Source organism: Xenorhabdus doucetiae (assembly GCF_000968195.1).
Classification (GTDB): domain Bacteria; phylum Pseudomonadota; class Gammaproteobacteria; order Enterobacterales; family Enterobacteriaceae; genus Xenorhabdus; species Xenorhabdus doucetiae.
This window is the reverse complement of record NZ_FO704550.1, coordinates 3,986,043-4,010,171: the sequence shown is the minus strand read 5'-3', so window position 1 is coordinate 4,010,171 and position 24,129 is coordinate 3,986,043. Positions and strand designations below refer to the sequence as shown.

Sequence of the window (24,129 nt, the reverse complement as noted above, 5' to 3'; positions counted from 1 at the left end):
AAACCCTGCTTTTTTAAGCAGGGTTTTTTCTTATGTGTGAAATAAAATTATTGCATTAAATCATCTGCACTTTCTGCATGAGTATCCAATAAAAGCCGTTTCATCGTGATCCTTCAAACATTTCCTGTATATCACGGTCAGCTTCGTAAAATTTTTCATCTATGCTGACATCATTTACGAACCCTCCAGGGATTCTATCTGATTGATTAATAGGAACGAGTTGGACATAAGGTTTGCCAGATTTGGCTCACCCTCAACGGCTTTATCTACAAGCTGACTTAAATGTGTTTTCGCTTTGTGCATATTTACTTGAATAGTTATACTTTCTTTCCTTTAGCTAAATTAGCTAAGGTTATATTATAGTCAGATTTGAACAAAATATCATCATTGACATCCGTTTAAGCAATATACTGATAATTACCTAAGAACCTATTTACGATCTCTATGCGCTTAAATCGGGCTATCATTGGTGCTTACTGCCTAGTGGATACCTTCATTTCTGTTATTTTTTTGTTTGAGACACTGAAAAATGTACTACAGTTGACTAAGCCTGCCTGTTTCACTTGTATTAATCCAGCCGAAATATTATTAACAATAGATTTTATTAATATGATATATTCTTTATGTCAGCGTATTTATGACTTATTAGACTGGATTATTATAAAGCACAATATATCGCTGTTGCCCTGTTGTTAAGATTGTTTCTGATATTATGTTAATTCTGGATTTATTAAGTACTCAAGAGAAATTAATTGCAAATTGGTTACCATAACCGCCCAATAACGTATTTAATTCATTCTCCATTGTCTCCTGAGTCCAAGTGATAAAACGTCGCCAATGGTATTTGGCTTGTTTCCAGACGATTTCAATCAAATTCAGCTCTGGGCTGTAGGCGGGAAGGTAGAATAAAAACAGGTTGTGTTCTCGTAACCAGCTATTTCTGATTTTTTCTTCAATCCCGTGATGGATACGCGCATTATCCAACACTAAAAATGTCAGGCGGTTGTCCCCTTGTTGGGCGAGCTGCTCTAAAAAATCAATCACGTCATCTCGCGTGATACTGCCTGACGTTGTCTGGTAAAACAGCGTGTTATCCGTGTAATTTAACGCCCCCAGAACTGACCGCCTGTCATGCTCTTGAGGCTCAGTTTCATGGGGCTTACCCCGTGGACTCCATCCATATTGCACCGGAGGAGATGCGGCAAAACCCGCCTCATCAAAATAGACCAAACGGTAATGGCCTAACTGTGCTCCAGCCTTAATTTTATTCAGCAAGGCGGATTTGTTAGCAAACTCCGTTTCGTTGCGCTTTTTTTAAGCGATAGACGGGTGCGTTTATAGGTGAGCCCCTGCTTTTTCAGGGTATTTGCCAGCGTTTCAAGCGTACAAGGCAGGGGCCCATGCTTTGCCTCAACGCACTGGGCTATCCGTGCGAGAGTTAGGGACTCTGCACAGGCAGCTTCGACCGCAGTGGCAATCATTTCAGGCGTCATAGCGAGATACCGGCCTCCAGCATGACCGCCTAATAATCCCGCTATCCCTGAATTGTGCCACATGTGAACCCAATTATAGATAACCCGGAGACTGCATCCTATTTCAGCGGTGATCTGGGACGGCTTGCTCCCTCTGGCAAGCATGAGCAAACCCGTTCCTCGCGTACGGATATCCCGGTGGGGATGATTCAAAGCGAGTTGTTGCAATGTTATTCGTTCAGGCTCAGAAAGTATTATCTTCGATTTCATAAGGACAGGCAGAAAATCAGGTTATCGTGTTATCGATTGTAACAGTAATGCAGATAGTTTATCTGATTAACTTAATAAATATAGATGATATACATATCTATATATAATTTACCTTGTGTTTTGGATATTTATCTAGAGGTTTTTTTGTCATAATGAATATTGCAATTATAGGAGATGGTGCAGCAACTGTACTTATGCTTTCTAATCTTTCTCAAAATAGAGAATTTAAAAAAATCAAGAAAATTTCGTTATATACAAGTGCACATGTTGTAGGACCTGGGATGGCTTATCAATGGGATATTGTCAGTCCTCTAATGAATATTCCTAATTATTCTGTTACAGTTGACCCTATTAATAGTTCTAGTTATGTCCATTGGTTAAATGATAATCATTATGGAATGCAATCCAAACCACTGGAATATTCATCGCGTCGTATTTTTGAAACAATATAATAAGTGTATTGAGAATGATGTATCTCTTGAAGTGATTTATTCACAAGCTAAATCAATACATTTTATCAACGGAAGTATGGTTATCAATCAAGGAGCAATAAGTGAAAGGAAATTTGATAAAATTATAATTTGCCCAGGTGTTTCTGTTCCGAATAATATATATGGAGTGAATAATGAGTCAAGATATTTCTCAAGCCCTTATCCGTTATATAAAAACCTGAGTAAAATATCATCAGATTCTAAAGTCGCAATTATAGGAACGGCGTTGACAGCTATTGATATAGTCAGAGCTTTAATGGAAAAAGAACATTCCGGCGAAATAATCATTTTTTCTAGAAGTGGAAGAATACCAAGAATCAGGAATGAAAAGATAATTACAAAAGCAATATATTCAACGCCTAATTATGTTGATGAGCTACTAAAAAAAGGGAAAATTAAAAACATTAGCGATATATATAAATTAATTAAGGATGAATTGGATAATAGAAAAATCCCAATATATCCATTGCTCAAGTGGTTCCTCTGGAGGAGAAATGCTGTCAGTGAAATAAAATATCAATTAAGTCTTATAGCATCTAATTACGAAGGAATGGAAGTGGCTTTAAATGTACTTCATCCTAATATTGAAAATCTTTGGGAAAGCTTACCTGAATCTGAAAAAAGATATTTCAATGATAAGATTAGAACAAAATTTATGTTGTTTATGAACCCCATGCCTCTAAAAGCAGGATTGCTTCTATTTCATGGATTAGAACAAGGAACTATTTATATAAAAAAAGATGTCATTGACATTAAGTGGAAAGAAAAATTAAGTTTGATCGTAAAAGATGAGTCTTATAAAGAAGTTGACTATATTTTTAATGCGACATCTCCTTCTTATGAATTGGATAAATTTACCAAAGGAACATCTGATATATTGAGTGAATTGATTGATGAAAATCATCTGAAGGTATCTCCATTTGGTGGTATTAGTGTTAACCCAGAAAATGGAAGCTCTTCTGATAACATTTATTTCTTAGGCCATATCACTACGGGGGTACATCTTCTTACAAATTCTTTGGTTGGGATAAAACGTCAGGCAAATAGAATATCTAATTCTATATTTAACTAAATTTGTGGTGTAAAAATATGAAAATCGCGCTTGTTAATGCTATGAGTAGTGGCTTAGATTTAATTGATGTGATTAAGGAAAGAGGACATGATCTGCTTGAAGTCAACATTGGATATGGTGAAAATAAACAAGATAAAGGACATGTCTATGCCAATAATATAGAAAAAGCATTAGAGACGTTACTAAAACTTTCTCCTGATATAATTTTGCCAGGTTGTGAAAGGGCTGTCAGTGATGCTAACTATTTGGCTCATAAGCTTGGGTTGCCACATAATGATATAAGACGGCAAAATGCACGTAAAGATAAAGCATTAATGATCGATGCTTTGGTAGATTATGGCATTCCAGCCGTAAAATCATTCAGAATTACAAGTGATAATGAATTAGATCATATTCCCGCACTATCATATCCAGTAGTTGTTAAACCAGTGGCAAGTTCAGGAAGTGATTTGGTTAAAATTATAAAATGTCAAGAGGAACTTATAGTTTATCTTAATGATATTTTTGAAACTAATAACAGATGGGGTATTAAAAATACTTCGGTAGTCGTACAAGAGTTTCTAAATGGACCTATGTATGTTGTCAATACGGTAAGCCAAAATGGAGTACATTTATTGACAGATATATATTTTAAAGATATTGCCTATTTTCAGGGAATGCCACTATCATTATCAATGATATTATGTGTGGAACTGAATGAGACTTTACGAAACATTGTCAATTATACTTTTGATTGCTTAGATTCTTTAGGGGTATCCACAGGTGCAGCCCATACAGAAATTATTCTAACGGAGAATGGCCCACGTTTAGTAGAAGTTAATTCACGTCTTATGGGACCAGCAATGCCTTCAGATATTTTTGTACCTGCTTTAGGGTACTCACAGGCATCTATATTAGTGGATTCTTATAATAATATTGAATTATTTTTATCCATGGTCGAAAAAAAATGGAAACCAAAAATGTGTATTGCACAGTGTCAAATACGACCTAATAAAGACGGGGTGATTTATGATATGGTGGGCTTGGATTATATACGTAATCTACCAGGATTTTCTGGGTTTAGAAAACTACCTTACCCAGGAATGAAAGTTCAAGATAGATTTTTAACTACAGCATCAACAGGTATCGCTTATTTCAGGCATTCTGAACCTGAATTAATAAAATTCAGCATAAATAAATTACATCATTTGTGTAAAACGGGTAAAGTTTTTGGGATAGCGTAATGAATAATTTTAATGTTGAGTGTTCTGATTGGTATTGGAATAAAAATATATCAAGAAATATGTTAAAGGTAACTATAGCATTATGTTATTTATGCGTTGGAATATCAATAATACCTATACCCATGTTAGTTAGAGAATATGCTAAATCCGATGATACAACCTTAGGGCTTATAATGGGCATCTATGCTTTTACGGCTATAGTCGGTAGGGTTATCTTTGGCTTCGTTATGCGATTAATTGGATATCGACTTATGTTAGTGATATCTGCATTAATTCTTTCTCTGGCTACAATGATATGTGCAAAATTATCGACCCTGGATGGGTTGCTATATGGACGTTTTGTGTTAGGACTTGGGGTTGGAGGAATGATGGCTGTTTGCACCGCTTGGATGGTTGATTTACCTGGGGGACAGTCCAAAGTTGGGAAATCAATTGGTTCAATCGGAACGATTAACTATGCCGTTTTAGCATTTTCAGCACCATTAGGGAAAATACTTTGTGATTATTTTGGTGCGCAAGGAACTTTATTAATATCAGCTTTATTCCCTCTCTTAGCAATTTTTATTATATGCAAACTTCATAAAGTAGAAATTCCAGATCTCAATAAGAAAAAGGGAGAAGCTTTAGGCGTTATTCTTATTTCTAGTCTGATTCCTGGTTTAGCACTTTTATTATCAGGGATTGGTTATGCTGTTATCATCTCTTTCGGCCAACAAGTTGCTTATTTTCGCCATGTCAATAATGGTGAAGTTATTGTCTTCTTTTTTGCTATATCAATGGTGATATCTAGATTATTTACAGGGAATATTATTGACCAATTATCTACGCCAATGGTTATTGGTGGGTTATTTATTATCGAAATGCTGGGTGTTTCTTTTATCGGAAATGGCCGCTCTTTGTGCAGCTTATCTGTGGGTGCTGTTCTTATTGGATTTTCTATGGCTTTTATTTACCCCATGCTTGCCGTTCATGTCAGTAGAATGTCCGATGCTTTAAAAGGACAAGCTTTATCAATATTTGGAGCTTTTATCAATGGGGGAATTGGTACGGGAAGTTTTCTGATTGGATATTTGAGCCAGTCTTACGTGATAACGAAGGCTGTATTAGTATCGGCAGGAATAATGATCCCTGCCATTATATTTGTTCTTATGTTGCCGCTACTGTATAGGATCTTACAGAAAAATATTTGAGAATGACGTATCATAAAGTTCTTCCATGTTTTGATTTAGTGGCATGGCATCCATCATTTCAAGGTGTTTTAAGCCACTTCCTCCGTTTGGCGGGGTTATTATTTTATTCCAATTAATTTTTTTATAAACCTTATTGTCCATTATTCAAGCAATTGGTCACAAATTCAAAAATTATCATCACCAGCGTTTAATTCTTCTTATTTGGTTAATTTCTAGTTGATTTGCCTATTTCATGTGCTTCCTGTCATGTTTTTTAACCATTTTTGTTAATAATTTTTTGCTTTTGTGTTCTTCTGATGTTTCTCGCTTTATGTGTGACCATGTTGACGGCGGGCATAACAATTGATTAATTGACAAGCGAAAAGATAACAAAACAAGCAACATCACAAACGGGGTGCAAGTAATGACGATTTTCAAGAAAAAACAGTCCAGTTTGTTAAAGCTGGGGGTCGGTCTTGTTGCATTGGCGGTGACAGCCAGTATTCAGGCCAAGACGCTGGTTTATTGCTCTGAAGGTTCTCCTGAAGGCTTCAACCCGCAACTATTCACTTCTGGTACAACGTATGATGCCACTTCCAGACCGATCTATAACCGTCTGGTGGATTTTAAAGTAGGCACAACGAGTATTATTCCAAGCCTGGCCGAAAGCTGGGATGTGAGTGATGATGGTAAGGTTTATACCTTCCATTTGCGCAAAGGGGTGAAATGGCACAGCAGTAAGGAATTCAAACCTACCCGTGATTTTAATGCGGATGATGTGATTTTTACTTTTATGCGTCAGAAAGATAAAAATCATCCGTACCATAATGTCTCAGGCGGCAGCTACGAATATTTCATTGGCATGGATATGGGGAATATCATCAACAAAATAGAAAAAGTTGATGACTATACCGTTCGCTTTGAACTGTCACGCTCTGAGGCACCTTTTATCGCCAATCTGGCGATGGATTTTGCTTCGATCCTGTCCAAAGAATATGCCGATGTGATGATGAAAGCGGGCACACCAGAGAAAGTTGACCTCAATCCGATTGGTACCGGCCCATTCCAGCTCGTGCAATACCAAAAAGACTCCCGCATTCTCTATAAGGCATTTAAGGATTATTGGGAAGGACCAGCGAAAATTGACCGCTTAGTCTTCTCCATTACGCCTGATGCTTCTGTCCGCTATGCCAAATTACAGAAAAATGAATGTCAGGTGATGCCGTATCCAAACCCGGCGGATATCGCCCGGATGAAACAAGATAAAAATATTGTCTTGATGGAAGAGGCGGGTTTGAACGTGGGTTACCTCTCTTTCAATGTGACCAAGCCGCCACTGGATAACGTGAAAGTGCGTCAGGCACTGGCAATGGCAGTGAACAAAGACGCTATTCTTGAGGCGGTGTATCAGGGCGCAGGGCAGAAAGCGAAAAACCTGATCCCTCCTACCATGTGGGGTTATAACGACGATATCAAAGATTACAGCTATGATCCCGCTAAGGCCAAGGCGCTGTTGAAGGAAGCGGGTTTATCGGATGGTTTCGAAACCGATCTGTGGGCGATGCCGGTACAGCGCCCGTATAACCCGAATGCCCGTCGCATGGCGGAAATGATTCAGGCTGATTGGGCGAAAATTGGCGTGAAGGCCAAGATCGTCAGTTATGAGTGGGGTGAATACCTGAAACGTGCCAAAGATGGTGAACCGAAAACGGTCATGATGGGATGGACAGGGGACAACGGCGATCCTGATAACTTCTTCGGCACCCTGTTTAGCTGTGCTGCCAAAGAAAGAGGCTCCAACTATTCTAAATGGTGTTACAAACCCTTTGAGGACATTATCCAGCCAGCACGTGAAACTGCGGATGTCAATAAGCGCACGGAACTGTATAAACAGGCACAGGTTGTCATGCATGAACAAGTCCCCGCATTGATCATTGCTCACTCCACGGCTTATGAACCCGTCCGTAAAGAAGTAAAAGGCTATTTGGTTGATCCCCTTGGCAGACACCTTTTCTACCAAGTTGATCTCAAATAATTCTTGCTATTGAACTGTTGTGATTAACCATCCCCCGGATTTTTCTGTGGGGATGGTTTCGCTTCTCTGATGGGCAAGTCGACTTTGTATCACACCAAGCGGCCCAAAGAGCCGTAACTGGTATCTAAAAAGAGAAATCAGGATATGCTGCAATTTATCCTCCGACGTCTGGGCTTAGTGATCCCAACGTTTATTGGTATTACGCTGCTGACTTTTGCGTTTGTGCATATGATCCCCGGCGATCCCGTACTGATTATGGCGGGAGAACGGGGTATTTCTGCCGAGCGTCATGCCGAGTTAATGGCGGCAATGGGGCTGGATAAGCCTCTCTGGGAGCAATATCTTCATTACATCAATGGCGTACTGCATGGGGATTTGGGGATCTCGTTAAAAAGCCGCATCCCTGTCTGGGATGAGTTTGTCCCGCGCTTTAAAGCAACGTTTGAATTGGGCATCTGTGCCATGCTGTTTGCCATCTCCGTCGGGATCCCGGTCGGGGTATTGGCGGCTGTCAAACGGGGTTCGGTCTTCGATCACACCGCAATTGGCCTGTCATTAACCGGCTATTCCATGCCGATTTTCTGGTGGGGGATCATGCTGATTATGCTGGTTTCCGTCCAGTGGAACTTAACGCCCGTTTCCGGCCGGATCAGCGATAGCGTATTCCTTGATGACAGCTATCCCCTGACGGGTTTTATGCTGATTGATACGCTGATTTGGGGGGAGGAAGGGGATTTCACTGATGCGGTCATGCACATGGTCCTGCCCGCGATTGTGTTGGGAACGATCCCGTTAGCCGTGATTGTGCGTATGACTCGCTCCGCCATGCTGGAAGTGTTGGGCGAAGATTATATTCGGACTGCCCGTGCAAAAGGGCTGAGCCGCCTGCGTGTCATTATTGTCCATGCGTTGCGTAATGCGTTGTTACCGGTCGTCACGGTGATTGGCCTGCAAGTGGGCATCATGTTGGCGGGTGCCATTCTGACCGAAACGATTTTTTCATGGCCGGGATTGGGGCGTTGGCTGATTGATGCCCTGCAACGCCGTGACTATCCGGTCGTACAGGGGGGCGTATTACTGGTCGCAACCATGATTATTCTGGTCAATCTGGTGGTTGATTTGTTGTATGGCATCGTCAATCCGCGCATTCGTCATAAGAAATAAGGAACACATGATGACTCAAACAACTGAGCCGGTCGTATCGGGTGCGCCGAAATTAATGACGCCGATACAGGAATTTTGGCACTACTTTAAACGTAATAAAGGCGCAGTCATTGGCCTTGTCTATATTGTCCTGATGCTCCTGGTTGCATTATTGGCCGGGATATTGGCACCGCACGGTCCGGCAGAACAGTTTCGTGATTCCTTGCTGATGCCGCCGGTATGGCAGGAAGGCGGAAGCTGGCAATTTCTCCTCGGCACAGACGATGTGGGGCGCGATATTCTGTCCCGCCTGATGTATGGCGCTCGTCTTTCCTTGCTGGTGGGCTGTCTGGTGGTGGTGATGTCACTCATCATGGGCGTCATTCTGGGGCTATTGGCGGGGTATTTCGGCGGCGTGGTGGATACCATGGTCATGCGCATCGTCGATATCATGTTGGCTTTGCCAAGCCTGCTGTTGGCACTGGTGCTGGTGGCGATCTTTGGCCCGTCGATTGTCAATGCGTCATTGGCACTGACTTTCGTCGCCTTGCCGCACTATATCCGCCTGACAAGGGCGGCGGTACTGGTGGAGGTCAACCGCGATTATGTGACGGCTTCCCAAGTGGCGGGGGCGGGAGCCATACGCCAGATGTTTATCAATATCCTGCCAAACTGCCTTGCGCCGTTGATTGTGCAGGCGTCATTAGGGTTTTCAAACGCCATTCTCGATATGGCTGCCTTAGGGTTTCTGGGCATGGGGGCACAGCCACCCACCCCGGAATGGGGCACCATGCTGGCCGATGTTTTGCAATTTGCCCAGAGTGCGTGGTGGGTGGTGACCTTTCCGGGGCTGGCGATCCTGCTGACCGTATTGGCGTTTAACCTGATGGGGGACGGGCTGCGCGATGCACTTGATCCCAAGCTCAAGCAGTAGGGGTATTGTGATATGGCATTATTGAATGTAGACCAATTATCGGTGCACTTCGGGGATGAAGGGGCACCATTCCGCGCCGTTGACCGTATCAGCTACCGGGTTGAGCAGGGAGAGGTTGTCGGCATTGTGGGGGAATCCGGTTCAGGCAAGTCAGTCAGTTCACTGGCGATTATGGGGCTGATTGATTATCCGGGCAAAGTCATGGCCGAAAAACTGGAGTTTGATGGTCGTGACCTGACCAAAATTTCAGAAAAACAGCGCCGTCAGTTGGTGGGGGCGGAAGTGGCGATGATTTTCCAAGATCCCATGACCAGTCTGAATCCTTGCTACACCGTCGGTTATCAGATTATGGAAGCCTTAAAAGTCCATCAGGGTGGCAATCGGAAAACGCGCCACCAGCGGGCCATCGACTTATTGACGCAGGTGGGCATTCCCGATCCGGCCTCTCGGCTGGAGGTTTATCCGCATCAATTATCGGGGGGAATGAGCCAGCGCGTCATGATTGCGATGGCGATCGCATGTCGGCCGAAACTGCTGATTGCCGATGAACCGACGACGGCCTTGGATGTCACCATTCAGGCGCAAATCATCGAACTGTTGCTGGAATTGCAGCAAAAGGAAAACATGGCATTACTCTTGATCACCCATGATTTGGCGCTGGTGGCGGAAGCGGCTCATCATATTATCGTGATGTATGCCGGGCAGGTGGTGGAAATCGGTAAAGCGACGGAAATTTTCCGCGCACCACGCCATCCTTATACGCAGGCATTATTGCGGGCATTGCCGGAATTTGCGACAGACAAATCCCGTCTGGCATCGTTGTCCGGCGTTGTTCCCGGAAAATATGACCGTCCAACGGGATGTCTGCTTAATCCTCGCTGCCCTTATGCCAATGCGCATTGCCGTCAGGAAGAGCCGCCATTGCAGGCCGTGAGAGATCGTCAGGTTAAATGTCATATGCCGCTGGATGATAAGGGGAGGCCAACCGTATGAGCGTTCAACAAAGCAGAGAACAGGAAAAGTTCACACCTTCTTCTTTAAAGGGCAGCGCTCCTTTACTGAAAGCCACTGAGTTGAAGAAATATTATCCGGTAAAAGCCGGTTTATTCGCGCCTGAGCGTATGGTTAAGGCGTTGGATGGTGTCTCATTTGAACTGGAAAAAGGCAAAACACTGGCGGTTGTTGGCGAATCGGGTTGTGGAAAATCCACCTTGGGTCGCCTGCTGACCATGATTGAAAAACCGACGGATGGAGAGCTTTATTATCTGGGGCAAGATCTGTTGCTGCCAGATAAAGAAGCCGAAAAACTGCGTCGCCAGAAGATCCAGATCGTATTTCAAAACCCTTACGCTTCCTTAAATCCCCGTAAAAAAGTGGGGCAGATTTTGGAAGAACCGTTGCTGATTAATACGTCACTGACGGCAGCCGAACGCAAGGAAAACGTCTTGCAGATGATGGAAAAAGTGGGATTAAAGCCGGAGCATTATTCGCGTTATCCCCATATGTTTTCGGGTGGTCAGCGTCAGCGTATTGCCATTGCCCGTGGGTTGATGTTAAACCCAGATGTGGTAATTGCCGATGAACCCGTTTCGGCGCTGGACGTTTCGGTGCGGGCGCAGGTTTTGAACCTGATGATGGATTTGCAGCAGGATCTGGGATTATCTTACGTCTTTATCTCCCATGATCTTTCGGTCGTTGAGCATATTGCGGATGAAGTGATGGTGATGTATTTGGGGCGTTGTGTTGAAAAAGGCAGTCGGGAAATGATTTTCAACCATCCGCGACATCCTTACACACAGGCGCTGTTGTCGGCGACGCCTCGTCTGAATCCTGAACTGCGTCGTGAGCGTATTAAGCTGACGGGAGAACTGCCAAGCCCGATGAATCCGCCGCCGGGGTGTGCTTTTGCTGCCCGTTGCCGCCGTGCGTTGAGTCAATGTAGCCAATTTCAGCCTAAATTGAAGCAATATGGTGGACAACAGATTGCGTGCTTCGCCGTCGAACAGGATGAAAATCCAGCCACCTAATCCTATCTTGACCGTGGTGTTATCGCCCGGTCATTTTTCTCTCATGGTATTATTACATTACTGCATTCATCAAAATAAGACGACCGCAAGTAAAATCAAGTATACTCACTCACATTGTTAAGATGTGCTGGTCAGTATTTTCACTATCATTGATTTGGTATTGGTTTGGATAAGATGAAATTGCGTGTCAAACGTTCGTTAACCATTAAACAGATGGCCGCAGTGACAGGCGTCACTTTGGTTACCATTGCCATTTTCATCACCATCCAGTTATCTCACTTGTTGCAGCAGCGGAAAGAGGATTATATCAGTCAGCTTAACAATGCCGCCGTACAGATCCAGACGCCTTTGGCAGAAGCATTGTTAAGTTCCGATCTCAATAAAGCGAAAACCCTGTTGATTGGATTGAAGACCTCCGGCATTCTTGGGCGGGCCGATGTATTATTACCTGATAATGTCCGGGTCATGAGCTTGGATTTTGCCACTCATCGCCCCATACCTGAACTGGCAAAGCAGGTTTTTGGTATTCCGGTTGAGGTCAATATTCCGCTCTATGTTTACGGTGTTGCGCCAAAAACCGCAGAATCACAGGGGCACCTTATTTTGCAGGTTGATTCCAATCGGGTGTATCGTTTCGCCTTGAATACACTTGCGTTAATGTTAACCACTTATTTATTACTTGCGCTTATTCTCACGGTGTCGATAAGCTGGTGCGTCAATCGCATTATCATCCATCCATTGCGCGATGTTGCGCGGAAACTGAATGGAGAACAGCCGCCAGAACCGATCTCTTGCCCTAAAAGCCATCAGGATGATGAGTTGGGATTGCTGGTAAAAGGCTATAATCGTCAGGTTAATAAGCAGAAAACGCCATCAAAATGAAACCTTACAAGACGAATAACGGTCTAATCCTTGATGATAATATCTGGGTATCGCTGATTATCTTGGGTTTTGCAGGATAAAATTAAACAGGTAGGGGTAAGTGAGCATGCTGGGCAACAAAATCGGGTATCTTATGGGTGGTGCGATTCTGGCGACGACGTGTTTGGCTCAGGCTGAGACGTTACAGCCTGATCCGGCTTGGCAACAAGGTAAACTTGAAAATGGGTTTAGCTGGCAAATCCTGCAAACACCACAACGGCCTAATGACAGAATACAGTTGCGGTTACTGGTCAAAACGGGTTCATTGGCCGAGAAAAACCCGCAACGGGGCTACACCTACCTTATTCCGAAAATCGTTTTATCCAGCAGTAAAGATTTATCATCACAGAAATTGGAAAACCTGTGGCACAATGCGATAGATACTAAAAACCCTTTTCCACCCGCCATTGTCTCCTATGATTTCACCCTTTATAGCCTGAGCCTGCCGAATAATCGCCCCGAACTGTTGCAAGACGCATTGATATGGTTATCCGACATTGCAGGTAGCGCGGTATTTACCCCGCAAACCCTGGCACTGGCCATGAAAACGGATGAACATTCTGTGGCGACGTTTCCATCTGATATTCAAGACCCGGTGTGGCGTATGCGTCTGCAAGGTTCGACGCTTATCGATCATGATCCTGGGATGCCGGTATCCGTGCCTGTGAATGTGCAAAAAGTCGAAAACTTTTATCATCAATGGTATACGCCGGACGTGATGACCCTGTATATCGCGGGGCATGTTGACACCCGATCACTGTCCGAGCGGGTTAATCAGGCATTTGCATCATTGGCGGGAAAACGGCAGACACCGGTTCCTGTTCCTACCTTGTTGCCGCTGAAAGCAGCAACGATTGGCGTAGAGAGTGAGAAAGCCAAACAAGATCGCCTGTCCTTAACCTGGAACCTGAATTGGTCACCCATTAATAATTCGCAGACCCTGACTCAGTACTGGTTAAATGACCTGACACGTGAAGCGCTTTATCGTTACCTGCAATTGGGGCTTAAGGACAAGCAGGATGACATGCAATTGGGTTTGGATTGCCGTGTGCTATACCAGCAGGCGAACTGTTCATTAAATCTGGATGCTCCGACGGACAAGCTGATGGAATCCACGCTGTATCTGGCTTCTCAACTGTCATCCTTGCGGGAAAATGGCTTGCCGCAGGAACAATTTGATGAACTCTATGCTCAAAAGCGGGGTCAACTCCAGCAGCTATTTGCCATGTATGCCCGCACCGATACTGATGTTTTGATTAACCAACGCTTGTTGTCACAGCAAAATAATGTGATCGATATCGCTCCCGAACAATTCCAGCGGTTAAGGCAGGCATTTTTATCCTCCCTGACACCACAACTTTTGAATAAGAAACTGAAAGAGATGCTGTCGCAAGAAATCTCTTTTATTCTGGTGCAACCAAAAGGTGAGGCCGCGGTTGATGTTAATCAAATCAAAAATAGCTTTAACCAGATTATGAGACCGGGGCCACTGCCGCAATAGCCTGAAACAGTGAACGGTGGGGAGTCATGAACAATTTTTCCTGGGTTTAATCTCCCTGTCATATTCGGGCATTACCTTTGAGATTATTTTCAGAACACGTCTCAGGAAATTAATCACGTATGCCCGGATTTTCACGCACTGGTTTTTCACGAAGAGAAATATTGCGGGCTGCCACGATCGGCGCTGCGTATTTATTGCTGCCGGCTTCGATTCGCAAAGCGCTGGCCATACCCGCTAACAACCGTACCGGCACCATTGATGATGTGGAGCATGTGGTCATTTTGATGCAGGAAAACCGTTCCTTCGACCATTATTTCGGTACGCTGCCCGGTGTCCGTGGTTTCAGCGACCGTATCACCATTCCACTCCCCGGTGGTCGCACTATCTGGCAACAACAAGGGAAGGGGAGGCTGGTTCTGCCTTATCATCTGGACAGCCGGCGCGGCAATGCACAGAGGACCGGGAGTACGCCGCATTCCTGGGTTGATGAACACTCCGCTTGGGACAATGGCCGTATGAGTGCCTGGCCGACCTATAAAACCCCGACCTCAATGGGCTATTACCGCCAAACCGAGCTGCCGTACCAATTTGCTCTGGCTAATACCTTTACCTTGTGTGACGCATACCACTGTTCGATTCATGCAGGCACCGATCCCAATCGTCTGTTCCACTGGACTGGCACAAATGGCCCCAGTGCCGCTGATGTTGCCGCAGTGAACAACGAGTGGGACAGCCCCGGTTCGCCGGAGGTGGGATATACGTGGGAAACCTACCCTGAACGATTGGAAGAGAACGGCATTAGCTGGAAAGTTTATCAATACCTGCCGGACAACTTCGGCGATAACCCGCTGGCTGGTTTTCGCCAGTACCGTGCTGCCAGCGTCATGGCCGGTAATCCGGCACAACCGCTGGAAGGTTTTAGCGACTTTGTGCCCTATAGTGATGAACTGAATGAGAAGATCCCGCTGTATAAGGGCAACGGCAACACACTGCCGGCGGCCAGCGGTGACGATCTGGAGACGATATTGGCCGGTTTTCGTGCTGACGTGCAGCAGGGTAAGTTGCCGCAGGTAAGCTGGATTGTCGCGCCGGCGGCTTATAGTGAGCATCCGGGACCTTCCTGCCCGGTACAGGGTGGCTGGTTCACCCAAGAGATCCTCAATGCGCTGACAGACGACCCGCAAGTGTGGAGCAAGACGGTATTGCTGGTGAATTACGACGAGAATGATGGCTTTTTCGATCACATGCCTTCGCCCTCTGCGCCGTCACTACGGGAAGATGGCAGTTTTGCCGGCAAGTCCACCGTCCCATTCGACACGGAGATCTTCCAGCACGTTGCTCCACCGGGATCGCAGTACCAACCGCCACCGGATGGGCGTATTTATGGCCCCGGACCGCGGGTGCCGATGCTGGTTCTGTCGCCCTGGAGCCGCGGGGGTTGGGTTAACTCACAGGTGTTTGACCATACCTCGGTATTACAATTTTTGGAAAAGCGCTTTCGGGTACGCGAACCGAACATTAGCGCCTGGCGGCGTGCCGTGTGCGGCGATCTCACCTCAGCGTTCAACTTTGTCAATCCCAACCGTGAAACACTCCCCCGCCTGCCTGCCATTACGCGCCATACAGCGGACAGCTTGCGTCGGAGTCAGGAAAAGTTACCTCCCGTACCCTTGCCGGAGACCGGACACCAGCACTTGCCGCATCAACGGCGACGGACTCGTCCTTCCCGCGCGTTGCCTTATCGGCTTAATGTTGAAACCTCTGCTCATCCCGATAAGCGCTTGCTGACGCTGTGCTTTCATAACACGGGGGAACAGGGAGTGGTATTCCACGTTTACGATAAGCTGCATCTGGATCAGATCCCGCGGCGTTATACCGTCGAAGCCGGTAAGTCACTCAGTGATGGCTGGCAGGCGGCTGATAATTATGATCTCTGGTTGCTAGGCCCCAACGGTTTTCATCGTGCATTGAGTGGTTCACTGGCACAGTGGCAGCCAGAAGTCAGGCAAATCATGAATGATACCTGTCTGCAACTGGTACTGAGCAATCCGGGTGACAGAACGGTGGAGATCACCATAGCACGCTGCCCTTATACGTCGCGGGGACCGTGGCACATTGAACTGCCGGCGGGAGGCTGTCACAGCCAGACCTTTGATACCCGCCCCAGCGGTGGCTGGTACGATCTTTCACTAAAAGGATCGCACGGCTGGCACCGCCGCTTAGCTGGTAGGCTGGAAAATGGTGAGCACAGCGTCAGCGATCCGCTGATGGGGAAAGTGTGAGAAAATTGATTATTGCTTCACTTCGGAGGGCTTTATCGTGATTTTTTGACCATGTAATTCACAATCGTCAATAATCTGAATAACCCCTTCTTTAGCCCATAAAGCTTGTGCCCCTTCTGCTTCTTTGTAGGGAACAACAGAGTCACTGATATCAATAAAAGGCTTACTGAATATAATAGCGTTATAATTATAATCATCCTGACCATCGGGCAAATTCCAACCAATCAGGTAATTAGCTGTTTTCCAGAAAATAATGATACTTTCAAATTCATTATTTTCTTTTGTCTTATTCCATTTATAACCAATAAGACAATATTGGTTAACCACATTTTGTAAATCAAACTCTTTAATAAGATAACTAAATGAAGGTAAATAACCCTCTTTGTATCTATTTATTTTTAAAGGGTTAAAATAATTATCTGGCTTTTTGTTATATATTCCCCAACTGCCTTTCTTTTCCCAAGCTTTGAAGTCCAGTTCATATTTTTCTGTTTTTGATGAGACAGTTAACGAAAGCAGAATAATACATAATCCAATTAAAAATTTCATATATAATCTCTTATCTAAGATAATTATCGGAAAGTTTATAAAAATCCTGTCCTTGTAGTGAAAACAGTTTCTTGAAATTTGAGCCGGGAGAATCACTATTTTCTGTTCTCCATGCAATAACCTCAGTATTAGAGATTTTATTACTTTTGGATATATTGATGGCATTTTTAATTAATCTACGATAAGCCAAAAAGTTTGTATGAGTACCATCGTTAGCAGTAGCTATCATATCGTTAATTCTCTTTTGTATCTTAGGCTCAATATTGGGATATTGGCTAAAACCCTTGATTGTTCTCGGACCTGAAATTAAGCCAATGAATTTATTGCCGTGTTTAGGGACATCAAGCTCATGCGCTTTAGATGATTTCACTCTGTTCAATAAAGCATCATGCATATATTGCATAGCATCTTGTGCTTTTTTTTCATCATATTTTGTTCCAATAGTATCTGGTGACGTTGTTTCCGCTAACAACACCATTAACATCGCTCTTTGTTCCTCAGTCAAATCTCTTGGAATTTCTATTTTAGATAAAACATGAATAGTTAACGGTGGAAAACAATCCTCCGCGACGCCTTGGGCAAAATAGGAGCAGTAACCTAAATTAGTATCTATCGCCCTGACAATACTGATTCCCATATTCAATGCTGTTATTTGTAAGGTTTGTTCTCTAAACACATGATTATCACTTTGGAAAATGGATACCAGTGTATTATTTGATTGAAATTTAAGATGTTTTCTTGTTTTAAGATTTAAACCATCAATCTTTAATGTCATCGTATTACCTTTGGTAAGATAAAATACAGTTTCATTAAGTAATGCTCTGTTATTCCGACTGACGATAAATGTAGACATGGGTTGCTTGTTCCTTTTGGTTTATTTGAAATCCATTCTTGCAAGGTCATTGTTCTATAGTAAAAATTGTATGAGCAAATCAGGTAATTGTCGAGTGAGAGACGTCTTGTTTTTGATTGTTAAGTTGATACTATTTTATATTATGGCTTAAATAATTAATATTATAGTCATGCCTTATTCCAAGCATTGATAACACAATCCGGTTTATACTTGCCGTACTTCATTATATATTTATTTTCTCCCCGCAAGGCACCGTCATTTCTGATTATGCAGTGGCATGGTTTAGGAGACAAAGGGCGGATTGCTCCACCCTTAGAATGAATAGAATCAACTTACTTCTTCGCCGCAGCCCTTAATTCAGTCACGTTCTTACCCCCAATTCCCCAGTTATCGGTTTCTACTTCATCAATGATCACAAAAGTTGTTGCCGGGTTTTTTCCAAGCACATCCACCAGCAATTGGGTTGCACCTTCAATCAGTTGTTTTTTCTGTTCGGCGGTGGCGCCTTCACGGGTAATTCTGATGTTCACAAATGGCATAAAAATGACTCCTTTTTGGGTTTGTTATAGATAAGTAGGTACAGCAAAAAATAGTCTGACTTATTGATATATGGATATTTACTCGGCTTTTTTCTCTTCTGCGGTGGCGATCCACGCGGCGCAAAACAGCGTCAAGCGGGCGAAGAAATAGAAAAAAGCCATTAAGCCAATCACTGAGCCAAAAGCAGCGCCGGAAGGGGAGCTGGCAAGGCGTGGCAGCATCATGGTCATAATATATTTGATCACTTCAAAGCCAATGGCGGCCATTAAGGTGCCTTTGAACAGCGCTTTTCTTTCCGGACGATGGCGCGGCAAGATCCACAATATCCAGAGGAATAACAAATAATTGGCTGCAATGGAAATGGTCATGCCAATGGATGTCCATGCCGGCCGGAGCCAATCGATGCCTTCCAATCCAAGGGCATGGACGAGGGTGGCTTGGGCAGAGCCTGCGATGGAAGTCAGTGAAAGGGTCATGACCAATGCAAAAAGCAGACCGAACAGGGAGAAAAAGTCGCGAATATATTGGAAGTAAATTTTTTCTTTATCTTCATGATTGCGTTCCCAGACATCCCGTGATTGGGCGAGTATTGCCTCGCGTAAATTGCCGACCCAGTTCAATCCTGAATACAGCGCGATCGCCAAACCGGTCAGTCCCACCGTTGTTCTTTGGCTGACCGCCGTATCTACACTGTTTTTCAATGTATTGGCAAGGGCGGGATCATTGATGCTATTGGCGATGCCATTGATCAAACGTGCCAGCAAGTCCGGATTGGACGCCAGCACAAAACCGGCGACGGCAAAAGAGAGCATCAGGATGGGGATTAAGGAGAGAAACGAGAAATAGGTAATGGCCGCACCAAACTGGCTCCCCATTCGGTCGTTGAAACGTTGTGCTGCCCGAATAAAGTGGGCGATAAAAGGAATACGGCGAATGGCATTGCCAAAACGAAGGGTGACGGAAAGCGCTTTTTTACTGCTGTGCAGCCCTTTCTCTAATGGCGTGAAATGCTTCCCTGTATTGAAGGGCTCCCTTTTTTCATGGTCACTTGGCATGACATCCCCTGGCGAAAAAACGATATGTGAAAAAACGGTATGCGAAAGAAAAAAGAGTAACAGGCAAAATGGAAAAGGCAACTGGTGAGGGAGTACAAAGAAGTACGGTAGCCGAATATTGGCTACCGTACCGAAGATCAAGGATTGATCATGATGATCAATCTCATTGACGGCCTTTAACTTCACTGTGGATTGCTGGAAGCTCAGTATTGTGGCTCTCATTTTTCACAAAAGGTACTTTACCGGAGAAAATATCTTTTTGTGCTGAGGCGGCCAAATCGGCGATGGAACCTGGTACATTAATCCCTAAGTTTTTGCCCTGATCGTATCCCGCGACAGATTGTTGATTAATTTGCGCAGTATTCAGTGAAACAGCACTTTGTGCGCTGTCAATTTTGCCGCCCACTAAAGATGTTGTACCAGAAACATCCAGATTAACCCCTTGGGTGCCGGTCAATGTGGTTTGTTGACCCACGGCTTCCCGGTCGAGCGTATCGTAATTGCCTTTGAGTTTGCCGTTGAACCCTTTGAACGTGGCTTGCAGTTGCTCTTTCAAACTTGGCGCCTTTTCTTCGGGTTTGGCGTTGTCAGCTTTAGCCGGATCATCCCCTTTGACGGTTTTGCTATAACCTAAACCGGCATCCAGACCCACATTCAGGCTATGGGTGCTGTCTTTGCGGCTTTCGACATTGAAATTGCCGCCGACGTTACCCGTGACCTGATCCGCCGTCACATTCGCGCCTTTGAGAGACGTATCTCCGGCACTGGTCAGGGTGACATTGCCGCCGGAAACCTGAGCGTTGTGGTGAGTGGTCTGATTTAGCTGGTTGACGCCAAATTTCAATTCGCCACCGAGGTTATATGTGTTGTCGAAGATTTTGTTCGCTGGATCGTCGGTTGCCGCCGCATTACTTGTCGCGCTATCACCGCCTTCATTTTTGCGGGCAGTGGAGGACATGCCTCCTTTCGCTTTAGCGTCGATGTTCCAGCCATTGGCGTTGGCCGTATCTTCGGCTGAGGTCAGTTCGATTTTCCCACGCTGTGCGGTGAAATCGACCTGTTTGCCGGAGACATTGGCACCTTGTAACGCCAGGTTATTGCCCGCATGCAGATTGACACCTTGTCCACCCGTGATATCGCTGGTTTGAGCGGTCGTCGTACTTTGATTGTCGGTGTTATAACCCCCACCGAGGCTACCACTGAAATTCTTACCATCAGGGTTAGTTCCGACGGTCAGGGAAATTTCACCATTGTAACCACTGCTTTGTTTCTCCGTGCGATCAGTGGCTTGATTGAACTGGATATTGCCGCCGGCATCAACGTGGGTTGAACCTTGACCCGCATTCATTGAGGTGCCTTGGTAACGGGCATCTCTGGTCACCTGAACATGAATGCCGTTTTGGGCGTTGATGCTGCCGGTCACTGCGCGGGTATTGGTGTCGGACGTTTCCTGATGGCTGCCACTGCCTTTGCCACTGACGGCGATATCTGTACCCGTTTTGGTGTAAACGCGCAAGCTGGCATTGCCCGTGGTGTCAGCGGTGTGCGTGTTTTGGCTGTGGGTTGCGGCTTCACTGGTATGGCTGCCGGCAGTCAGCGAGACACCGCCTTTATTGGCTTGGTATTGCGTGCCTTGATCATAGATATCACCATTTGTTGTGACTTTGACATCGCCCGCCTTGATGGTCGTTACCACCGCATTGGACTGCTGGGTGTGGGTGTAACGGCTGTTGCCATTCATTTCCAGTTCAATACCGACATTCGGCTGATCCGTCTTCGTGATGGCGGTATCCAGTTTATTATCGGCGGCAGCCTTGGCGGTTTTTTCTACCGGACGCGTGGTTGCACTGTAATCGGCCGTTCCGCTGATCTCACCACCGACCTGTAATTGGCGCCTTGAGCTGGATTCGGTATTGGCGGTTGCCACATTTTTAACGCTGCTGGCATTGGCCTGATAGGTGCCTTGTACTTGATGGTTCGTACCCTGTTGCTTCAATTCACCCGTTGCATTCAGCTCAAGGTTGCCGGTCACTTGGGTTGCTGCCACTTCTGCCGTGGTTTGGCCTTGGGATTTCCCATCGCGGTTGTAAGTTCCTTCAACACCACTCCCGAGTTTATCCATGCCGCCGGTAACAAATACACTGCTACTCAATTTTTCTTGCGAAGTTGAGGTTGAAGTGCTGTTTTCGCCCGCCAGCAAGGCAATGTTATCCCCGGTAATTTTCGCATCGCCTTGGGTTGTGACCAATTTAGTGCCCGTCACGGTGACATTTTTGCCGGCATTTACCGTGAGATTGCCACCATTCAATTCTGATGGGCGTTGGATTGTGTTTTCATCGGTCTGTTTATCGAGCGTGTGATGAAAACCCACACCCGCACGATATTGTTTATCTTTCATTTCCTTGGCGTAATACTGCCAGTCAAGGTGAGTTGTTTCCTGTTGGTGCTGATTTTTCTCACCATAATTCAGGATATTGATATTGCCTGACGTATTCAGTTGCAGTTCGCCGGCACTTTTTGTCAGACTGCCAATGACATTGATGTCCTGATTACTGAGTAATTTCAGGTCGGCATCGGAAACCAAATGACTGCCGGAAGATTTTTGCTGCTGATTGTGTTCCTGATTGGTATTTTTGGTGATATTGAAAATGGTTCCTTTTCTTTCATCCACCTCTTTATACGTATGGCTGACCGCGTTATCGATGGTCAACTGTCCGTCATGGGCTGCAACATAGGCCCCTTTTTGGGCTTTGACTTTACTGCCCGTAATGGTGACGCCATTTTTGCCGTTCAGCAGCAAGTGCCCGCCCGCCGTCACTTCGGAAATATGGTGGGTTTCTGAGGTATCACGGTTATCTTTCTTGCTGCCACCCGCAATCCCGCCCCAATAGGTTTTATCCTTGGCAAGGGACTGATCATCCACGAGGGACTGAACGCTAATATTGACTTGCTGATCCGCAGAAATAATCAGGTTCTTACCCGCGTTTATGTGAGTTCCGGTAATGTCCACATTGCCTCCGGCCTTGATGCCTAAATCGCCGCCTGCGTCCAATTCATTGCCGGTACTTCTCTGCGTGGTATTGGTCTTCTTCCAGTTACCCGTTTGCAATGATGCAGTATGGTTCTTTTGATAGCCTTCTTCGGAAGTCATTTCGGATTCCACCAGACTTGCCAGTTTCACCTCTTTCTGGGCAGAGACGGACAACTGGTTTCCGGCGTGGATCTTACTGGCAAGAATTTCAGCATTACCTTCACTGGCGGTCAAATGAACATTTTCACGCGCTTTGAGGGTATTGCCTTCGTACTGCGTTTTTTCATTCTTATTGGTGACATCATACTGCCAAGACATTTTCCATTGTTCGTTGGTGTTATGGTCAAGCTGGTGAAGCTGCTGACCCTCCAATTTCAGGTTGGCGCCGGTCAGGGTGACATTATCCCCGTCAATATCGGTTGCCATCACGTGATTGTTTTGCTTGGCGACCAGCGTGATGTTTTTACCGGCCAATTGGGTACGGGCAACGGATTCACTGACTTGCTTATGTTCGGTATAAACGCCACTGAAAGTACCTTGGCGATTATTCTTGCCGGTGCTGTCGGATGAAGATTGATTCAGTCGTCCCTGAGACAGCACATTATTGCCTCGCACGCTGATATCTCCGCCTTTCAGGTTGGCGGCTTCCAGTTTGACATCACCGGAAGACTCAATATCGATGCCGTTATCGGCGGTCATTTTGCCTTGCAGGTTGACCCCGTTTCCTTCTGCGGTGTTCAGCAGACGAATACGTCCGGCTTTCATACTGCCGAGATAATAACTGTCGAGGGCACTCATGCTGGCTTGTTGGGTATCCAGAATACTGCCATCGGCCGCAATCTTGTTATTTCCCGTCGTGATATTGAGGTCTTTGGTGGTGATCACTTGACCATTCACATCAATTTTGGGCGCAATCAGATTCAGTACATCCTGATGAGATAAGCCATTGTTTCTGATGTTCAGGGCATTCTGGTTATCAAAGGTACTGAAATTTTGCAGAATCCCGTTTTCCACCAGCGGGTTGCCGACCACCAACGACGCCTGATTGGTATTGATAAAACCACAGCCGTCGCAGGTGATGCCGTTAGGGTTTGCCAGCACATAATCGGCAGCGATACCAAATATTTCCTGTTCGCCGAGCAAGAACGAAGGGTTACGGCTGATCACCTCATTTAAGATCACACTGGCCGCCTGCCCATTGAGGTTGCTGTTGGCCGATAACTGGCCTGCCAGTTGCGATGTCCCATCCTCCAGGGAGTTATTGAACACCGCGCCCATTGGGTCAACGTTGAAATCCTGATATTGGTTATGTGATAGCCCTGATTCAGAAGGTGCGACGATATTCACGACTGTTGCACCGGTATCAGCTTGGATAACATCCGGACTGTGTGCGGCGTCACCGCCAGGGGTAATTCCGTTGGCAAAACTGACGGAACAGGTTGCCAGAATAATCGCCATTGAGGCAGCGAGTTTTCCCGCGGGAGATAATTTAAATTTTTTAATTTCCATATTATTACCTTTATCTACTTTCTTTATTGCCATGTGCAGCGTTCTGGGGATC

20 protein-coding genes are annotated in these 24,129 nt (G+C 45.3%); 12 read left to right on the top strand and 8 right to left on the bottom strand.

The genetic code is table 11. The annotated features are described in order from the left end of the window. Positions 1–738: 738 nt before the first annotated feature. Positions 739–1,275 carry an IS630 family transposase gene (locus tag XDD1_RS17520; protein WP_084720900.1) on the bottom strand — a complete coding sequence of 179 codons (537 nt, stop codon included), beginning with the start codon at positions 1,273–1,275 and terminating at the stop codon, positions 739–741. After that, positions 1,269–1,742, bottom strand: coding sequence for a helix-turn-helix domain-containing protein (locus tag XDD1_RS17515; RefSeq protein WP_045968011.1), 474 nt, complete (start codon positions 1,740–1,742; stop codon positions 1,269–1,271). Before XDD1_RS17515 ends, XDD1_RS17520 begins: the two co-directional genes overlap by 7 nt. A gap of 152 nt (positions 1,743–1,894) precedes the next feature. On the opposite strand from XDD1_RS17515, the gene XDD1_RS18995 reads away from it, so the two are divergent. From XDD1_RS18995 to XDD1_RS17500, 4 genes are read left to right on the top strand one after another with little or no spacing between them, the layout of a single operon-like run. Continuing rightward, positions 1,895–2,194: an FAD/NAD(P)-binding protein gene (locus XDD1_RS18995; RefSeq protein ID WP_071827291.1), complete on the top strand. Its 300-nt coding sequence runs from the start codon at positions 1,895–1,897 to the stop codon at positions 2,192–2,194. Further along, the gene (locus XDD1_RS17510) at positions 2,181–3,305 is read left to right on the top strand and encodes an FAD/NAD(P)-binding protein (RefSeq protein ID WP_071827290.1); all 1,125 of its coding nucleotides are present in this window, start codon (positions 2,181–2,183) and stop codon (positions 3,303–3,305) included. The genes XDD1_RS18995 and XDD1_RS17510 overlap by 14 nt, the downstream gene beginning before the upstream one ends. 17 nt (positions 3,306–3,322) lie before the next feature. After that, complete coding sequence (locus XDD1_RS17505; protein ID WP_045973127.1) at positions 3,323–4,528, top strand: ATP-grasp domain-containing protein; 1,206 nt, start codon at positions 3,323–3,325, stop codon at positions 4,526–4,528. Continuing rightward, positions 4,528–5,718, top strand: a complete 1,191-nt coding sequence (locus XDD1_RS17500; RefSeq protein ID WP_045973126.1) for an MFS transporter — start codon at positions 4,528–4,530, stop codon at positions 5,716–5,718. Before XDD1_RS17505 ends, XDD1_RS17500 begins: the two co-directional genes overlap by 1 nt. Here the strand turns inward: XDD1_RS17500 and XDD1_RS19705 are convergent. Further along, on the bottom strand, positions 5,701–5,859 hold the full coding sequence (locus XDD1_RS19705; RefSeq protein WP_167541638.1) for a hypothetical protein: 159 nt from the start codon (positions 5,857–5,859) through the stop codon (positions 5,701–5,703). The two genes, XDD1_RS17500 and XDD1_RS19705, sit on opposite strands and share 18 nt — an antisense overlap. A gap of 262 nt (positions 5,860–6,121) precedes the next feature. Here XDD1_RS19705 and dppA point away from each other — a divergent pair, with 262 nt between their 5' ends. The 8 genes from dppA (at position 6,122) to XDD1_RS17460 (ending at position 16,540) form a co-directional block, all read left to right on the top strand. Beyond that, the gene (gene dppA / locus XDD1_RS17495; protein ID WP_045973125.1) at positions 6,122–7,732 is read left to right on the top strand and encodes a dipeptide ABC transporter periplasmic-binding protein DppA; all 1,611 of its coding nucleotides are present in this window, start codon (positions 6,122–6,124) and stop codon (positions 7,730–7,732) included. Between the two features lie 144 nt (positions 7,733–7,876). Then, a complete protein-coding gene (gene dppB / locus XDD1_RS17490; protein ID WP_045973124.1) occupies positions 7,877–8,896 on the top strand; it encodes a dipeptide ABC transporter permease DppB in 1,020 nt (339 codons plus the stop codon). 10 nt (positions 8,897–8,906) lie between these two features. Further along, positions 8,907–9,809 carry a dipeptide ABC transporter permease DppC gene (gene dppC / locus XDD1_RS17485; RefSeq protein WP_045973123.1) on the top strand — a complete coding sequence of 301 codons (903 nt, stop codon included), beginning with the start codon at positions 8,907–8,909 and terminating at the stop codon, positions 9,807–9,809. Between the two features lie 12 nt (positions 9,810–9,821). Then, a complete protein-coding gene (gene dppD, locus XDD1_RS17480) occupies positions 9,822–10,802 on the top strand; it encodes a dipeptide ABC transporter ATP-binding protein (RefSeq protein ID WP_045973122.1) in 981 nt (326 codons plus the stop codon). Beyond that, a complete protein-coding gene (dppF, locus tag XDD1_RS17475; RefSeq protein WP_045973121.1) occupies positions 10,799–11,836 on the top strand; it encodes a dipeptide ABC transporter ATP-binding subunit DppF in 1,038 nt (345 codons plus the stop codon). The genes dppD and dppF overlap by 4 nt, the downstream gene beginning before the upstream one ends. A gap of 174 nt (positions 11,837–12,010) precedes the next feature. Continuing rightward, positions 12,011–12,718 (top strand): hypothetical protein, encoded by a 708-nt coding sequence (locus XDD1_RS17470; protein WP_045973120.1) that lies wholly within the window; start codon positions 12,011–12,013, stop codon positions 12,716–12,718. Between the two features lie 106 nt (positions 12,719–12,824). Further along, the gene (locus XDD1_RS17465) at positions 12,825–14,258 is read left to right on the top strand and encodes an insulinase family protein (protein WP_045973119.1); all 1,434 of its coding nucleotides are present in this window, start codon (positions 12,825–12,827) and stop codon (positions 14,256–14,258) included. 119 nt (positions 14,259–14,377) lie between these two features. Then, a complete protein-coding gene (locus XDD1_RS17460) occupies positions 14,378–16,540 on the top strand; it encodes a phosphocholine-specific phospholipase C (RefSeq protein ID WP_045973118.1) in 2,163 nt (720 codons plus the stop codon). A 9-nt stretch (positions 16,541–16,549) separates the two neighbouring features. On the opposite strand, the gene XDD1_RS17455 is transcribed toward XDD1_RS17460, so the two are convergent. The 5 genes from XDD1_RS17455 to XDD1_RS17435 all read right to left on the bottom strand — a co-directional run bounded on the left by XDD1_RS17455 (position 16,550) and on the right by XDD1_RS17435 (position 24,077). Then, a complete protein-coding gene (locus XDD1_RS17455; protein ID WP_045973117.1) occupies positions 16,550–17,089 on the bottom strand; it encodes a hypothetical protein in 540 nt (179 codons plus the stop codon). A gap of 10 nt (positions 17,090–17,099) precedes the next feature. Further along, a complete protein-coding gene (locus XDD1_RS17450) occupies positions 17,100–17,942 on the bottom strand; it encodes a hypothetical protein (protein WP_045973116.1) in 843 nt (280 codons plus the stop codon). A gap of 332 nt (positions 17,943–18,274) precedes the next feature. Then, on the bottom strand, positions 18,275–18,481 hold the full coding sequence (locus XDD1_RS17445) for a 2-hydroxymuconate tautomerase family protein (protein ID WP_045957420.1): 207 nt from the start codon (positions 18,479–18,481) through the stop codon (positions 18,275–18,277). A 78-nt stretch (positions 18,482–18,559) separates the two neighbouring features. Continuing rightward, on the bottom strand, positions 18,560–19,537 hold the full coding sequence (gene yhjD / locus XDD1_RS17440; RefSeq protein ID WP_045973115.1) for an inner membrane protein YhjD: 978 nt from the start codon (positions 19,535–19,537) through the stop codon (positions 18,560–18,562). A gap of 163 nt (positions 19,538–19,700) precedes the next feature. Then, positions 19,701–24,077: a hemagglutinin repeat-containing protein gene (locus tag XDD1_RS17435; RefSeq protein ID WP_045973114.1), complete on the bottom strand. Its 4,377-nt coding sequence runs from the start codon at positions 24,075–24,077 to the stop codon at positions 19,701–19,703. Positions 24,078–24,129: the final 52 nt, after the last annotated feature.